The organism is Zoogloea oleivorans, assembly GCF_008107625.1.
Taxonomy (GTDB): domain Bacteria; phylum Pseudomonadota; class Gammaproteobacteria; order Burkholderiales; family Rhodocyclaceae; genus Zoogloea; species Zoogloea oleivorans.
Genome location: NZ_SDKK01000031.1, coordinates 8,945 through 23,679, shown reverse-complemented (window position 1 = coordinate 23,679; position 14,735 = coordinate 8,945). Strand labels below are relative to the sequence as shown.

Genomic DNA, 14,735 nt, shown 5'->3' with positions numbered 1-14,735 from the left:
GCAGCCGCTGAAAGCCTGGAGGATCAGTCCAGGAGCCTCGTTCGTTCCGTGGCGATGTTCCGGCTGCAATCCGGCGGCGCTGCACCTGCCATGGTGCCGGTCGTTCCCGACAATGTTGCCCGTTTGCCGGAGCGGACCAGCCGCCCGGCCGCTCCGCGGGCGGCGGCTCCCCTGCCCAAGGTTCGCCGGGCCGGCGGTGGATCCGGGGTGGATGTCGATGATGAATGGGAAGAGTTCTAGAAAGCCCCGCCATGTCAGAAAAACTGTTTCCCCGTAGTTCCCTGGTTTCCCCGGCAGGAGGCGCACGTCCTGCCGTGACTGCGCGTCCGGCACCTCCGGTTATCCGCAGCCCGGTCCTGCCGGCGCCGGATCGGGAGTTTCAGTTTTCCAGCGCAGATTTCGAGCGGGTGCGGGAGCTGATCTACAAGCATGCGGGCATCTCCCTGTCGCCCATCAAGCAGGACATGGTTTACAGCCGGCTGGCCCGGCGCCTGCGGGCGCGGGGAGACCGGACCTTCGCCGAGTATCTGGACCGGGCTCAGCGCGATCCGCAGGAGTGGGAAACCTTCGTCAACAGCCTCACCACCAACCTGACCTCCTTCTTCCGCGAAGCGCACCACTTCGACATTCTTGCCGAGCGTCTGAAGAAGCACGGCGGGAGGCCAACCTTCCGGATCTGGTGCAGCGCCGCGTCCACCGGCGAAGAGCCTTACAGCCTCGCCATTACCGCCTGCGAAGCCTTCAACACGCTGACGCCACCGGTACAGATCATTGCTACCGATATCGATACGAACGTTCTTGCGACGGCTGAAAAGGGCGTTTATGGAATGGATCGGGTCGATCGTCTCTCGAAGGAGCGGATGCAGCGTTTCTTTCTGAAGGGGACTGGGGGGCAGGCCGGTTTTGCGCGGGTGCGGCCCGAGTTGCAGCGCCTGATCGAATTCAAGCGGATCAACCTGCTCGACAAGACATGGTCGGTGCAGGGGCCTTTTGACGTGATGTTCTGCCGTAACGTGATGATCTATTTCGACAAGCCGACCCAGCACGAAATACTCAAGCGTTTCATGCCCATGCTCAAGCCGGAGGGCTTGTTGTTTGCCGGGCACTCGGAGAGTTTTCTGCACGCGGCCGACATCTTCCGTTCCCTCGGGCGGACCGTTTATGAGAGGACGGATGCCCGTGCGCGATGAGCCTGGCTATGTGGAACATATGGCGACCAATCGCTATTTCGACCGTACCTTCGACTGCGACGCCGTCAAGGTTCTGCCGGGCGAATACTTCGTCACCACTTCCGACATCGTGCTGGTAACGGTGCTCGGATCCTGCGTTACCGCTTGCGTGCGAGACCGCGACAAGGGGCTTGGCGGGATGAATCACTTCATGCTGCCGGAAAACGGTGGCGAACCCAGCGTCCTTTCCTCGTCGGCACGTTACGGGGCTTATGCGATGGAGGTCCTGCTGAATCATCTGCTCAAGCTGGGCGCGCGGCGCAGCAGCCTGGAGGCCAAGGTGTTTGGTGGCGGCAAGGTGCTCGCCAGCCTTACCCAGGCCCAGGTGGGAGAGAAGAATTCGGAGTTCGTGCTCAACTATCTTAATACTGAACGCATACCCATCGTGGCTCAGGATCTGCTCGACATTTATCCGCGAAAGGTTTATTTCTTTCCGGTCAGCGGTCGGGTCATGATGAAAAAGCTGGTTCGCGTGAAGAATGACACGCTTATTGCACGCGAGCGTGAATATGAAGCCCGACTTCGACGCGACAATGTGCAGGGTGACATCGAACTATTTGGTTGATGGGGCTGCCCCGTCCGCAACTGGAAGCAAGGTATGGCAATCAAGGTTCTTGTCGTCGATGATTCGGCGCTTATGCGTAGCGTGTTGTCGGAAGTGATCAACTCGGCCCCCGATCTGGAAGTGGTCGGTGTCGCTCCTGATCCCATCGCCGCGCGGGAGTTGATCAAGACTCTCAATCCGGATGTGCTCACCCTCGATATTGAGATGCCGAAGATGGACGGGCTGGACTTTCTGGCGCGCCTCATGCGGCTCCGGCCGATGCCCGTAGTGATGATTTCCAGCCTGACCAAGCGGGGCTCCGAGGCGACGCTGCAGGCGCTCGAACTGGGTGCGGTGGATTTTTTGCCCAAGCCGAAGCTGGATTCCGTGGGGGGAATCGAAAGCTATCGTGTAGAAATTTGTGACAAGGTGAGGGCGGCCTACAGTGCCAGACCAAGGGTTTCGGCAGCCTCCCCGTTTTCCTCGAAACCCTTGCTGCACGAGCCCTCCAGCCTGTCTGGCGGGGTCTCGGGAGGGCTCCCGGAACGGGTTTTGCACGACCGTTTGGTACTGATTGGCGCCTCGACCGGTGGCACCGAGGCGATCAAGGAAGTGCTATGTTCCATGCCAGAACAAATGCCCGGCATTCTTATCGTGCAGCACATGCCGGAAATGTTCACGGCGTCCTTTGCCAAGCGGCTGGACGGACTGTGCCGCCTGCGGGTGAAAGAGGCTGAGCACGGCGAGAAGGTTTTGCCCGGGACAGCCTATCTGGCGCCTGGTCATTCCCATTTGTCGGTTCGCCGCAGCGCCGGGGGTTACGTGTGCGAGCTTTCCCAGGCCGAGCCGGTGAATCGGCATCGTCCGGCGGTGGATGTTCTGTTCAATTCCGCAGCCAGCCAGGTTGGGGCAAATGCCCTTGGCGTGATTCTGACCGGCATGGGCAAGGACGGTGCCCAGGGTTTGCTGGCAATGCGCCAGGCCGGGGCATGGACGATAGGGCAGGATCAGGATTCCTGCGTGGTTTATGGCATGCCGCGGGAGGCCGCCGCCATCGGCGCCCTTGAAGAAGTGGCTCCGTTGAAGGATGTAGGGCTGCGTGTGCTGGCGCGTCTCCGGGGTTCGGAGCGGCGCAGCATGAAGGCATAGGTTGAGGGAACGGCCGGCTTAGCCGGCTGAGTGGTATTAGACAGGCATAAAGAGGCAATAAGAATGGATACCAGTGTCAGCACCCAGCAGAGTCAGGCCAGGATTCAGCTCTCCGGGCGTTTTGATTTCAACTCCCACCGTGAATTCCGCGATGCGGTCGATCGGGCGTTGGGCAGTCCAGGCACTACCGAGGTCGCGGTAGATCTCGGTAACGTGGCCTATCTCGACAGTTCCGCTCTCGGCATGTTGCTGATGCTGCGGGACAAGGCAAAGACGTCCGGCAAAACGGTGTCTCTGGCAAATGCCAAGGGCAGCGTGCGCCAAGTGCTCGATATCGCCAACTTCGGCAAGCTCTTTCCGATTGTTTGACGGTGGCGCAGCACGACGCCGAATCTCTCTTCATTCTTGTTGTTGACGACAATCCCGACGATCTTTTCCTGATTCGCCGGGACTTGATGGCCCTTGGTCATCGGGTTGCCTGTGTCAGTACCGCCGACGAAGCGCTCGAGCATATTGCCCAGGCTTACCCGGATGTCCTGATGACGGACGTTGGTTTGCCGGGGATGGATGGCATCGAACTGTTGCAAACGGTTCGGGCGCGAACGGACGGAAGCTGGATCCCCAGCCTGGTCTTCACGGGAAGTCTCGATGAGGCAACCCAGATGCGTGCCCTCGAGGCCGGCGCCGACGCCTATTTGTGCAAGCCGGCATCCCGGCAGATGCTCCACGCCAAGCTTGGCGTGATCCTGCGCCTCAAGGCGATGCAGTGGCAGGCCGAGGCGCGCAATCGCGAACTGGCCCGTTACCGCAGCCTGCAGGAGGAGGAGCAGCGCCTGGCGCGCTTCGTCATGGAGCGCCTGATCAACAGGGAGGCCCTTGGTGACCCGGCTGTTTCCCACTGGATCGCTTCGGCGGCCGAGTTCAGCGGTGATCTGATCGCTGCTGCCCGTACCCCGGGCAATGTGCTCCACGTATTGCTGGCCGACGGGGCGGGCCATGGCCTGGCGGCCTCGCTCAATGTGCTGCCGGTTACTGCGCCTTTTTACCGCATGACCGAGCGTGGCTTCGGCATCGATGCCATCGCCCGGGAAATCAACAGCAAGGTGCGCGCCCTGCTGCCGGTGGACCGTTTCATTGCCGCCACCCTGGTGGCGGTGAATTTCCGCGAACGTTATGTGACGGTCTGGAACGGTGGCAATCCCGGCCCGCTGCTGATTTGCCCCGATGGCGGTGTGCGCCTGCATTTCAATCGCCATCACTTTCCCCTCGGCGTGGTGGATGACGATGAGTTCGACGGCACCGTCGATACCCATGTGGTCAATCCCCACGATCACCTGCTGCTGTTTTCCGATGGCTTGATCGAACTCGAAGACACCGAAGAGCAGGCTCTCGGTGTCGATGGCCTGGGCGATGCGCTTGGCGGGCTTACGGCCGAGTTGCGCCTGCCACGTCTGACCGAGATCGTTCATCGTCTCACCGGGGGCAAGCCGCCCCGGGACGATATCTCGATTGCCCAGATCGCCCTCACCGATACCCCGCAGCCGGTGCCCGCCGTGCCATCGGGCGAAACGTCCACATCCTCTACGGCCAGCGACTGGCGCCTGGTGTTGCGCCTCGGTGCTGCCGACCTGAAGCGTCTCGACGCGGTGCCGCTCATTCTTGGCGCAATCGAGCAGTTTGAAGGCGTGCGTCCCTTCGCCGGGCGGCTCTTTCTGGTGCTGTCAGAGCTTTTCAACAATGCCCTCGATCACGGCTTGCTGCGCCTACCGTCGTCCCTCAAGGCGGGCGCCGAGGGCATGGATGTCTTCCTGGACGAGCGGACGCGTCGTCTCTCCCGTCTCTCGGCCGGTGCCGTGGAGTTTGAGCTGACCCTGCGTCAGAGCCCCAGTGAGTCGCCGGTGCTGCATATCGGTTGCGCCGACACCGGGCCGGGTTTCGATCACGAAGAGCAGCTCCAGTCCGCCTTCGAGGAACCCACCGGTGAAGACATGCTGAAGGGACATGGCCGGGGTATTCCGCTGCTTCTCCGGGTTTGCGAGGATGTCCGCTACAGTGGTGCAGGCAATCGGGTGGACGTGCTGTTCCGTCTGGCCGAACGGAGCATGGACGGGTTCAAGTAAGCGCCCTGTGCGGTTTGCACGCAGAAGCAAACGCCCCTTCTTAAAGTTCGTCCCGGGCCGGCCGATATGTGCCTCGAAGCTATTGGCGCCTGTTTGTTTTTGGTGTCGGGCTACGATGTCGGCGCTTTAGGGCGTGCCGGCTTCTGGGAGAGGGCTTGAGTGCCGCTCTGCTCCCATTCCTACTTGTGGAGTTGGCCGGAGATCATGCAGATTCATTTCATTTCTTTATTCATGGGGCTGGTTGTTGCGGGAGGGAGTGCAGGTGTTTCCCTGCTCTTCGGCCTGCCTCTGTCCGCGGCGCTGGCCGGGGTTTGCGGTGCGCTAGGTGTTCTTGTCGGGGCGGGTTGTCTGGTGGTACTGCGGGGCGTCTTCGTACAGCCTCTCCAGGCACTGCGGGACACGATCCAGGCGATGCACAAAGATGGCGACCTGTCCCGTCGTGCACCGGTTTCCGCTAGCCCGGTCGGCGAAGTCGGGGCCGTTTTCAACGAGCTTATCGGCACCTTCCAGGGGATTGTCGGCAAAGTCATCTTCGACGCCCAGCGGGTCTCCGAGGCGGCGGACATGCTGTCTGGTCATGCGGGACGTGTGGCGGAAGGCTCCGGCAACCAGAAGGACGCCGCCGAAAGCATGGTGGCGGCCATCGAGCAAATGACCTCCGGCGTCAATGCGGTGGCCGATCATGCCAGCCAGACCGCTTCCAATGCCCAGGTGGCACGTGAGTTGTCCGTGAAGGGCGCGGAGGTCGTGACCAGCGCGTCCCGGGAGATTGAGCAGATCGCCCGTTCGGTGGAGGACTCTGCCAGAGTCATTTCGGCCCTGGGCGAGCGTTCCGAGGCGATCAGTGGCATCGTCAAGGTGATCCGTGAAATTGCCGACCAGACCAACCTGCTGGCCCTCAATGCGGCCATCGAGGCGGCGCGGGCCGGCGAGCAGGGGCGTGGTTTCGCTGTTGTGGCGGACGAGGTGCGCAAGCTGGCGGAACGGACCTCTACGGCGACGACCGAGATCAGCACCATGATTGCGGCAATTCAGAATGAAACCCGCAACGCCATTGCTTCGATCGATGCCGGCAGCGCCCAGGCGCATGCCGGGGCCGCCCTGGCCCAGAAGGCCGCGGGCTCCCTGCAGCAAATCAACGAAGGCGCCCAGCAGACGATGGAGAAGGTGGATGCCATCGCGGCCGCCATCAACGCCCATAGCCGCGAGGCCGACCATATCGTCGGCCACGTGCGGCAGATCATGGATATGGTTGGCCGCAATTCGGAAGGCGCCCGGGAGACCCTTGATGAAGCGACCAGTCTGAGCGGGCTGGCGGTCAATCTGAAGGAAATCAGCCGGGTCTTCAAACTCGGTGCGGCGGGCGAGCAGGCGATGCTGGCCCACAAGAAAATGCCCGATATTGTCCGCGAGGCTGCACGCCAGATCGGCATGTTGCTGGAGCAGGCCGTCAGCAGCGGACAGGCTGGTGAAGCCGATCTCTTCGACGATGCTTACAAACCCGTGCCGAATACCCGGCCGCAGAAGTACGGCACGCGTTTCGACGCCCTGGCTGACCGCCTCTTCCCCCTGCTGCAGGAACGCCTGCTGGATGGCAATCCCGAAATGGTCTATGCGATCGGCACTGATCGCAACGGTTACGTGCCGACCCATAACAAACGCTTCTCCCTGGCGCTGACGGGCGACTACGCGAAGGACTTCGTCGGCAACCGGACCAAGCGGATCTTCGACGACCCGGTCGGCAAGCAATGCGGCAAGCACGAGATGCCCTTCCTGATCCAGACTTACCGCCGCGATACCGGCGAGATCATGCACGACATCTCGGCTCCCGTTTATGTGAATGGCCGCCATTGGGGTGGTTTCCGGATCGGCTACCGGGCCTGATTCGACGGGGCTGCAGCGCTTCCCCCATGAGTGTTCGGCCCGCCCGCAAACGGGCCGTTTTTCGTTTCGCGTGATTGCGACTACGCGTTTTTCGGCCCTCAAGATTGTTTGTCCCCCGCCGATATTGTTCTCAGGTCGGGGCCTGCACCATCAGGATGGCAGGTGGTCTGCGACGGAGATAGAGCATGTCCGAACTTCTCAAGAACATTGACGCACGAACCAGGCTGGCGGGCACCAACAAGCTCGAGATCCTCCTGTTCACCCTCGGCATGGATCCCCGTACCGGGCGCCGCGAAACTTTCGGGATCAACGTTTTCAAGGTCCGTGAAGTGATGCGCACGCCTCCCATTACCGCCGCACCGGAAATGCCGGCCTCGGTGGAGGGGATGGTCAGCCTGCGTGGCGTGCTGGTGCCGGTGGTCGATCTGGCCAAGTACGCCGGCATGAGCACCGACAGCCCCCGCGAGATCATGATCGTGACCGAATACAACGGTCATACGCAGGGCTTCCTGGTCGAGGCGGTGGATACCATCCTGCGCCTCGACTGGTCGCAGATGCGGGTCCCGCCGGAAATGCTGACGGCCAACCTGGGCGGCCTGGTGACCGCGGTGACCGAATTGCCCGGCCCCAAGCTGGTGATGTTGCTGGATGTGGAAAAGGTGCTCTCCGAAACCACCCGCTACGACGATGAGTTTCTGTTCAAGGGCATCGAGCCGATCGTTGCGGAAGAGCCCATCACGGTTTATTTTGCCGATGATTCATCGGTTGCCCGCAAGCAGATCGAGCGCACGCTGGATGTGCTTGGTGTGCGTTATGTCGGCTCGGTGAATGGACGGGCCGCCTGGGATGAACTCGAGAAGTTGGCGAGCTACGCGTCGGCATCGGGGCGCAAGGTCAAGGACCTCGTCGCCCTGATTCTCACCGATGTGGAAATGCCGGAAATGGACGGGTATATCCTGACAAAGATGATCAAGACTGATCCGCGCTTCGAGGGGGTGCCGGTGATCATGCATTCGTCCCTCTCGGGCATGTCCAACCAGCAGCTTGGTCGGTCGGTCGGAGTTGATGAGTACGTGGCCAAATTCGAGCCGCAACGTCTGGCAGAAGTGCTGCGTCGCCTGATTACCCAGCGCGCCGCCGTCGCCAAGCCTGCCTGAGCAAAGAGGAGCATGATGAACATGGATCGTGTCGATCGAGGGCTGCTTGAAGCCGTCGATGCCCGCACCAAGCTGGCGGGTTCGAACCGGATGGAAATCCTGCTGTTCTCCCTGGGAACGCAGGAAATCTTCGGGATCAATGTCTTCAAGGTGCGCGAGGTGTCGCGGGCGCCCTTCATCACCAAAGCGCCGAACATGCCGCCCGGGGTCGAGGGCCTGATTTCCCTGCGTGGCAACGTGATTCCCGTGCTGGCGCTGGCCAAGGTCATGGATATCGCCGAGCCGGGTGAGCCCCTTGGCAGTTCGATGATGGTGACCGAGTACAGCAAACGGACCCTGGGTTTTCTGGTTCACGAGGTGGATCGCATCATCCGCGTGGAATGGGACAAGGTGCGCGCACCCGACAACGTCACTTCGTCCGGCCACCACTTCATCACCGCCATTACCGAACTGCAGGACGGCAAGCTGGTATCCATTCTCGATGTGGAAACCATTCTGGCCAGCACCTTTGGCGAGGCTGTCGTCGGGCACATTCATCCGCTGGAAGGCGACCATGAAGTAAATCTGTTCTTCGTGGATGACTCTGCCGTGGCCCGCAAGAAAATCGCGGAAACGCTCGACAAGCTTGGCGTCAAGCACAAGCATGCCCTCAACGGGCTCGAGGCCTGGACGCGCCTTGAAGGCATGGCCACACATGCCCATCAGCGCGGCGTCAGCCTGCGTGAAGAACTCAACCTTATTCTGGTGGATGCGGAAATGCCCGAGATGGACGGCTACGTGCTCACCCGCAACATCAAGGCGGATGCCCGTTTCGAGGGCATTCCGGTAGTCATGCATTCGTCCCTGTCGTCGGAGGCCAATCGGGCGATGGGCAAGAGTGTCGGCGTCGACGCCTATGTCGCCAAGTTCGATGCCGACATCCTGGCGGAAACCCTGCGCCCCCTGCTCATGCGGGCTTACCGGGACTGAACGGAGATCAACAACATGTCGGACCCCAAAATGAAATTTCTCGTTGTCGATGACTTTTCGACCATGCGGCGAATTGTCCGCAACCTGTTGAAGGAACTCGGCTTTACCAACGTGGATGAAGCCGAGGACGGTCAGGTTGCGCTGCAGAAGCTCAATTCGCTGCCTTTCGATTTCGTCGTCACCGACTGGAACATGCCCAACATGGACGGGCTGACCCTGCTCCAGAACATTCGCGCGACACCGTCCCTCAAGCATCTGCCAGTCTTGATGATTACTGCCGAGGCGAAAAAGGAAAACATCATCGCAGCGGCCCAGGCCGGCGCCAGCGGTTACATCGTCAAGCCCTTCACGGCAGGCACCCTCTCCGAGAAGCTCGAAAAGATCTTCGAAAAGATGGGCAAGAAGGCCGCCTGACGGCCGCCGACAAGACGGAGCTCCATCATGGTAAAACGTCTCAAATTTGACGAATCGGGCGATAGCGACGATCTGCAGGCCCTCTTCGACAGCATGTCCGGCACGCCTGCCGCAAGCATTTCCCCGCCGCGTCTCGAGGTGGTTTCGCAGGCCGGTGGCCAGGGGGATGACGATGACCTGCAGGCCCTCTTCGATGCGGTGTCGAGTGATTACTCGGCCAGCCACGAAGGGGCGTCGTCCGCCGACGACGGCGCCGGTATGGCCCACAGTTGCAATGCCGTCTTCAACCGGATTGGTGTGATGACACGTCAGCTGCACGATACCTTGCGGGAACTGGGTTACGACCGCAGCCTGCAGGAAGCGGCCCACGCCATTCCCGATGCACGCCAGCGCCTCACCTATATCGCCGAGATGACCGAGCAGGCGGCGAGCAAGGTGCTCAACGCCACCGATATCGCCAAGCCGATCCAGGATCGGGCCGAGGCTGGTGCCGTGGCCTTGCGCAGTCGCTGGGACAAGCTTTACGCCAATCAGCTCAGTCCGGAAGAATTCCGCGTGCTGGCCGGTGAAACCCGTGAATTTCTGGGTTCCGTCGTTACCGGTAGCCGGGAGACCAATGCCCAGCTGATGGAAATCATGATGGCGCAGGACTTCCAGGATCTCACCGGGCAGGTGATCAAGAAGGTCGTCGATCTGGCCCAGGGGCTTGAGCAGCAGTTGTTGCAGGTGCTGATCGAGGCCATGCCCGCCGAGAAAAAAGCCGAGGCGCCGGATGGCCTGATGAACGGACCGGTCATCAATGCAGTGGGGCGTGACGACGTGGTATCCAACCAGGAACAGGTGGACGACCTGCTGGAAAGCCTGGGCTTCTGATCAGGCCGTAGCGGGCGAGCCCGCAAGGAGCGAATGCAATGAGCGATTTTGGCGGGATGGAAGACCTACTGCAGGACTTTCTCGTGGAAGCGGGAGATCTCCTGTCGGGAGTGGATAACAAGCTGGTGGATCTGGAGCGCACCCCCAATGACAAAGGGCTGCTCAATGACATCTTTCGCGGCTTTCACACCATCAAGGGCGGTGCGGGGTTCCTGAATGCGGCCGAACTGGTCACCCTGTGCCACCTGACCGAGAACCTGTTCGACAAGCTGCGTAACGGCGAGTTGGCGATCACGCCCGAAGTGATGGACGTGATCCTGTCGTCGACCGGCTCCGTGCGTGACATGTTTGGTTATCTCGAACAGGGAGTGCAGCCGACGGCAGCCGATCCGTACCTGATCGAGAGTCTGCGCCAGGCGATTGCCGGCAACCTGTCCAGCGGTCACGCGGCACCTGCCCCCGCTCCTGTTGTCAGTGCTGCACCGGTTGTCCAGAAGATGGCGCCGGCGGCACCGGCCTCCGCCGACGGTCTGGACTGGAACGTGCTCTTCGAGTCGGTTACGGGCTCCGCATCGGCGGTAGCGCCCGTTGCCGTTGCCCCCGTCACGATCGAAGCTGCCCCGCCGTTGCCGATGCACCAGACCAATGAAGATCTGGCCAGCAAGAGCCCTGAGCAGATCATCAAGGCGGCAGTCGGTCGGCGTGTTACCGACAAGCCGGGCGCCTCCGGCCCGATCGGTCGTCGTGAAAGCGAAAAGCAGCGCGACAATTCGATTCGTGTGGATACCTCGCGCCTCGATCAGGTGCTCAACCTGTCGGGCGAAATCGGCCTGACCAAGAACCGGCTCAACGCGCTGCGCAGCGACATCCTCAATGGCCGCAGCGACACCGAAACCCTGCATGCCCTCGACCTGGCGGTGAGTCAGCTTGACCTGCTGGTCTCCGATCTGCAGAACGCGGTCATGAAGACGCGCATGCAGCCCATCGGTCGCCTGTTCCAGAAATACCCGCGCATCGCCCGTGACCTGGCCCGCAACCTGGGCAAGGACGTGGAGCTGGTGCTGTCGGGCGAGGACACCGAGATCGACAAGACCATGATTGAGGATCTGTCCGATCCGATCATCCACCTGATCCGCAACGCGGTGGATCACGGTGTCGAAGAGACCCAGGAGCGCCTCGCCAACGGCAAGCCCGAGAAGTCCAACGTCCGTCTCGAAGCCCGTCAGGAAGGCGATCACATCGTGATTCTGGTGGCCGACGACGGGCGTGGCATGAATGCCGAAAAACTGCGTGCCAAGGCCGTCCAGAAGGGCCTCATCACCGATGAGGAAGCCAACACCATGGATGAGCGCCAGAGCTTTAATCTGGTGTTCCTGCCCGGTTTCTCGATGGCCAGCCAGGTGTCCGACGTGTCCGGTCGGGGGGTCGGCATGGATGTGGTGAAGACCAACATCCAGAAGCTCAACGGCTCCATCGACATCCGCTCCAGCCTTGGCAAGGGCACCACCTTCATCATCAGCCTGCCGCTGACACTGGCGATCCTGCCTGTGCTGCTGGTGCGCCTGGGTGATCAGCCTTTTGCCGTACCCCTGTCCATGGTCCGTGAAATCCTGCCCATCGATCCGGTCGAGGTTCAGGAAGTGGGCGGCCGGGCAACGATGGTCGTACGTGGCGAAGTTCTGCCGATCATGCCCTTGACCACGCTGCTGGGCTGGGACGCGGTGCAGACGCCGGAATACGGTGTGCTCATGCAAAGCGCCGATCAGAGCTTCATCCTGGCGATCGACAGTTTTGCTGGCCGCGAAGACGCGGTGATCAAGTCCCTCGACGATTTCCGTCCGAAGGGTGTCGCCGGCGTGACGACCCTGTCGAACGGCCAGATTGTGCTGATCCTCGACATGAAGGAATTGCTCGGTGCCATGGGCGATACGCGCGGGGTGTCCCGTCGCGCGTTGCTGGCTCACATGGCGGCGCCGGCGCTGGCTGCCTAGGGCACACATCCCGCCATTCGCGACTTGTGCGACGGCGTCACACTCAGAAACAAAAGGGCGTGACGTACGCCGCTCATCTGCGGGCAGGGCTCGGTTAGGATTATTCCTGACTGCCCCTGCCCGACGCCGTTTCGGCGTTGCGGCCCTGATCCGGCAGGAGGAGGGCGCATGGGCAGTTTCGATTTCGATTACTGGAAGCATCTGGCGGAGCACGACCCGGCGGCTTTTTTCCAGGCCCGGGAAAACGCCCTGCATCAGTTCATCGCCCTGCACCAAGGTCAGGAAGGAGTGCTTGTCGAGTTGCAGGCCCGGATCGACACCACCCGGGTGCTGGCGGGCAGCCCTGTGCAGGCCTGCCGCGAGATTCTCGGTCTGATGGAGGATCAGTTGCTGTTGCTCAGCGCGCAGCTGGCCGAACTCCAGCGGGAAACCGCGGCACTGCGGGCACTCCTGGGCGGCCGGCCTTCATGCTGACAGGTCTGTCCGGGCCTGAGCCCTTCTCCGCGGAATAGCCACGCCAATCCCCGTCTGTTTGCCCGCTCGGCTGTGCCTGCGGGCGCGTATCGTTCGCCCATCTGAACTACCGCCGGGCTGCCCGTGGCTGACGACAGCGACCTCGAAAAGACAGAACCAGCCTCAGGACGAAGACTGGAACAAGCCCGGGAAGAAGGGCAGGTTCCCCATTCGCGGGAGCTGGCGTCCTTCATCCTGCTGATGGTTGGGGTGACCGGGCTGTATGTGCTTGGCAGCTGGGGCGGGCACCGGATGATGCAGATCGTCAAGTCGGCGCTCAGCTTTGAACGCAAGATGGCCTTCGAGCCGGGCGGTATGGGCCAGATCCTGTCGCAACTGGCGACGGATGCCTTGCTCACCGTGGCGCCACTGCTTCTGGCGCTGGTCCTCGGCGCCTTGGCCACGCCCTTCCTGATGGGGGGCTGGGTGTTTTCCACCAAGGTGCTGACGCTCGATCTCACCCGGTTGAGCCCCATGCAGGGGCTCGGCCGCATGTTTTCGACCCATGGCCTCGCCGAACTGGTCAAGGCCAGCCTCAAGGCGGTGCTTGTGGGCAGCGTTGGGGTGTGGGTAGTGTGGCGGGAGCGGGACAACCTGCTGGCGTTGATGCTCCAGCCCCTTGAGGCGAGCATGGACAACTTTGCCAGCCTGGTACTGCTGTCCACATTGCTGATCGTGACCAGCCTGGCCCTGATCGCCGCCATCGATGTGCCCTACCAGTTGTGGGAATACAGTCGCAAACTGCGCATGTCCAAGGAAGAGGTGCGCCAGGAAATGAAGGAGCAGGAAGGCGACCCGCAGATCAAGGCACGCATCCGTGCCGCCCAGCGCGAAATGTCCCGGCGTCGCATGATGACCCAGGTGCCCAATGCTGACGTGGTGGTCACCAACCCGACCCACTATGCGGTGGCCCTCAAGTACGACCCCGACAAGGCCGGCGCGCCGATCGTCATCGCCAAGGGCATGAACCTGATCGCCGCCAACATCCGCGAACTGGCTCGCGACAACAACGTGCCGATTCTCGAAGCGCCGCCGCTGGCCCGGGCCCTGTATGCCCACTGCGAGCTGGAGCAGCAGATACCGGCTGCCCTGTACACCGTGGTGGCCGAAGTGATGGCCTACGTCTTTCAGCTCAATCACTGGATCGCCGAAGGCGGCCTGCCCCCCGAGCAGCCCACCGGCCTGGCCGTGCCGGAGGGGATGGACCCGGCGGCAGGCACGGGGGCGGAGGTTTAGGGAGGTATCGGCGCCCGTCCTTCAGCGCCTTCGGGCCGTGCGTGCCAATTGGAGGTCGTTTATGTTTTGTGAATTATATTCAACCGAAACCCTTGCTGGCACGGGAGATCGATTATATCAATGCCCTGCTAGGCTAATGGTTTGTGGTCCCCCACTGGCTGCAGGTGACATCACACTATTCATCATTTGGTGCCTTGGGCAACCCGCCGGTACATGCCTATGTCGCTGATCTCACGAGCAGCGAATTCCGTGAGATTGTTCCTAGCCACGCTCCCAGGTCGTATATCGAGGGACTCCAGTAAATCGAGAATTTCTTTCTTGGAAGCCTTGATGGATAGGAGGTATCTCTTGAGAGATTCCGCATCCATCGCCATTAACTCTTCTGGCTTCTTCATTAAATCAAGCCGTTTTCGCTCTATCAACGCCTGAATGAGATCACGACGCTTGAGTTTAATGTGACCAGAACGTTTGAAATCAGGTATCAATTCACCGAGTTCGGCCGTTGTGAGGTCGCTGCCATCAAGGCCCGCGATGGCGCCCTCAACACCTAGCCACTCAATCAACTTCTCAAGATCGATCATGGACACTCCCGCATAAATTCTCTAGTCAGGGCTCTGAACTGGGCCGCTTGTTTGGCAGGGCGGTTTCAAGTCTGA

The 14,735-nt window shown here is 61.4% G+C and carries 15 protein-coding genes; 14 read left to right on the top strand and 1 reads right to left on the bottom strand.

Features of this window, described 5'->3' with window-relative positions; translation table 11 throughout:
- The 14 genes from ETQ85_RS22530 to flhB form a co-directional block, all read left to right on the top strand.
- Positions 1-240, top strand: a 240-nt coding sequence (locus ETQ85_RS22530; protein WP_425473155.1) for a hypothetical protein, incomplete at its 5' end; no start/stop codon positions are given.
- Between the two features lie 74 nt (positions 241-314).
- Entirely contained in the window at positions 315-1,190 is an 876-nt protein-coding gene (locus ETQ85_RS22525; protein ID WP_246128868.1) for a CheR family methyltransferase, read from the top strand.
- Complete coding sequence (gene cheD / locus ETQ85_RS22520) at positions 1,174-1,794, top strand: chemoreceptor glutamine deamidase CheD (protein ID WP_246128867.1); 621 nt, start codon at positions 1,174-1,176, stop codon at positions 1,792-1,794. Before ETQ85_RS22525 ends, cheD begins: the two co-directional genes overlap by 17 nt.
- Before the next feature lie 33 nt (positions 1,795-1,827).
- The gene (locus tag ETQ85_RS22515; RefSeq protein ID WP_148581299.1) at positions 1,828-2,922 is read left to right on the top strand and encodes a protein-glutamate methylesterase/protein-glutamine glutaminase; all 1,095 of its coding nucleotides are present in this window, start codon (positions 1,828-1,830) and stop codon (positions 2,920-2,922) included.
- 63 nt (positions 2,923-2,985) lie between these two features.
- Positions 2,986-3,291: an STAS domain-containing protein gene (locus tag ETQ85_RS22510; protein WP_148581298.1), complete on the top strand. Its 306-nt coding sequence runs from the start codon at positions 2,986-2,988 to the stop codon at positions 3,289-3,291.
- Between the two features lie 2 nt (positions 3,292-3,293).
- The gene (locus ETQ85_RS22505) at positions 3,294-5,042 is read left to right on the top strand and encodes an ATP-binding SpoIIE family protein phosphatase (protein ID WP_187394815.1); all 1,749 of its coding nucleotides are present in this window, start codon (positions 3,294-3,296) and stop codon (positions 5,040-5,042) included.
- 204 nt (positions 5,043-5,246) lie between these two features.
- Entirely contained in the window at positions 5,247-6,926 is a 1,680-nt protein-coding gene (locus ETQ85_RS22500) for a methyl-accepting chemotaxis protein (RefSeq protein WP_148581296.1), read from the top strand.
- Positions 6,927-7,111: 185 nt separating this feature from the next.
- A complete protein-coding gene (locus ETQ85_RS22495; protein ID WP_148581295.1) occupies positions 7,112-8,083 on the top strand; it encodes a chemotaxis protein in 972 nt (323 codons plus the stop codon).
- A 12-nt stretch (positions 8,084-8,095) separates the two neighbouring features.
- Positions 8,096-9,052, top strand: a complete 957-nt coding sequence (locus ETQ85_RS22490; protein WP_222862265.1) for a chemotaxis protein — start codon at positions 8,096-8,098, stop codon at positions 9,050-9,052.
- 15 nt (positions 9,053-9,067) lie between these two features.
- Positions 9,068-9,466 (top strand): chemotaxis response regulator CheY, encoded by a 399-nt coding sequence (gene cheY, locus ETQ85_RS22485; protein WP_148581293.1) that lies wholly within the window; start codon positions 9,068-9,070, stop codon positions 9,464-9,466.
- A gap of 27 nt (positions 9,467-9,493) precedes the next feature.
- On the top strand, positions 9,494-10,339 hold the full coding sequence (cheZ, locus tag ETQ85_RS22480) for a protein phosphatase CheZ (protein ID WP_148581292.1): 846 nt from the start codon (positions 9,494-9,496) through the stop codon (positions 10,337-10,339).
- A gap of 38 nt (positions 10,340-10,377) precedes the next feature.
- Entirely contained in the window at positions 10,378-12,330 is a 1,953-nt protein-coding gene (locus tag ETQ85_RS22475) for a chemotaxis protein CheA (protein WP_222862264.1), read from the top strand.
- A gap of 168 nt (positions 12,331-12,498) precedes the next feature.
- Positions 12,499-12,804, top strand: coding sequence for a DUF3135 domain-containing protein (locus tag ETQ85_RS22470; protein ID WP_148581291.1), 306 nt, complete (start codon positions 12,499-12,501; stop codon positions 12,802-12,804).
- Between the two features lie 123 nt (positions 12,805-12,927).
- The gene (flhB, locus tag ETQ85_RS22465; RefSeq protein ID WP_148581290.1) at positions 12,928-14,079 is read left to right on the top strand and encodes a flagellar biosynthesis protein FlhB; all 1,152 of its coding nucleotides are present in this window, start codon (positions 12,928-12,930) and stop codon (positions 14,077-14,079) included.
- Positions 14,080-14,261: 182 nt separating this feature from the next.
- On the opposite strand, the gene ETQ85_RS22460 is transcribed toward flhB, so the two are convergent.
- Positions 14,262-14,660, bottom strand: a complete 399-nt coding sequence (locus ETQ85_RS22460; RefSeq protein WP_187394814.1) for a hypothetical protein — start codon at positions 14,658-14,660, stop codon at positions 14,262-14,264.
- Positions 14,661-14,735 lie beyond the last annotated feature (75 nt).

What these genes read in the sequence shown, in the direction of transcription:
- cheD (WP_246128867.1), top strand. Translation starts at nt 1,174, where the DNA reads ATGCCCGTGCGCGATGAGCCTGGCTATGTGGAACATATGGCGACCAAT.
- ETQ85_RS22515 (WP_148581299.1), top strand. Translation starts at nt 1,828, where the DNA reads ATGGCAATCAAGGTTCTTGTCGTCGATGATTCGGCGCTTATGCGTAGC.
- ETQ85_RS22510 (WP_148581298.1), top strand. Translation starts at nt 2,986, where the DNA reads ATGGATACCAGTGTCAGCACCCAGCAGAGTCAGGCCAGGATTCAGCTC.
- ETQ85_RS22500 (WP_148581296.1), top strand. Translation starts at nt 5,247, where the DNA reads ATGCAGATTCATTTCATTTCTTTATTCATGGGGCTGGTTGTTGCGGGA.
- ETQ85_RS22495 (WP_148581295.1), top strand. Translation starts at nt 7,112, where the DNA reads ATGTCCGAACTTCTCAAGAACATTGACGCACGAACCAGGCTGGCGGGC.
- ETQ85_RS22490 (WP_222862265.1), top strand. Translation starts at nt 8,096, where the DNA reads ATGATGAACATGGATCGTGTCGATCGAGGGCTGCTTGAAGCCGTCGAT.
- cheY (WP_148581293.1), top strand. Translation starts at nt 9,068, where the DNA reads ATGTCGGACCCCAAAATGAAATTTCTCGTTGTCGATGACTTTTCGACC.
- cheZ (WP_148581292.1), top strand. Translation starts at nt 9,494, where the DNA reads ATGGTAAAACGTCTCAAATTTGACGAATCGGGCGATAGCGACGATCTG.
- ETQ85_RS22475 (WP_222862264.1), top strand. Translation starts at nt 10,378, where the DNA reads ATGAGCGATTTTGGCGGGATGGAAGACCTACTGCAGGACTTTCTCGTG.
- ETQ85_RS22470 (WP_148581291.1), top strand. Translation starts at nt 12,499, where the DNA reads ATGGGCAGTTTCGATTTCGATTACTGGAAGCATCTGGCGGAGCACGAC.
- ETQ85_RS22460 (WP_187394814.1), bottom strand. Translation starts at nt 14,660, where the DNA reads ATGATCGATCTTGAGAAGTTGATTGAGTGGCTAGGTGTTGAGGGCGCC.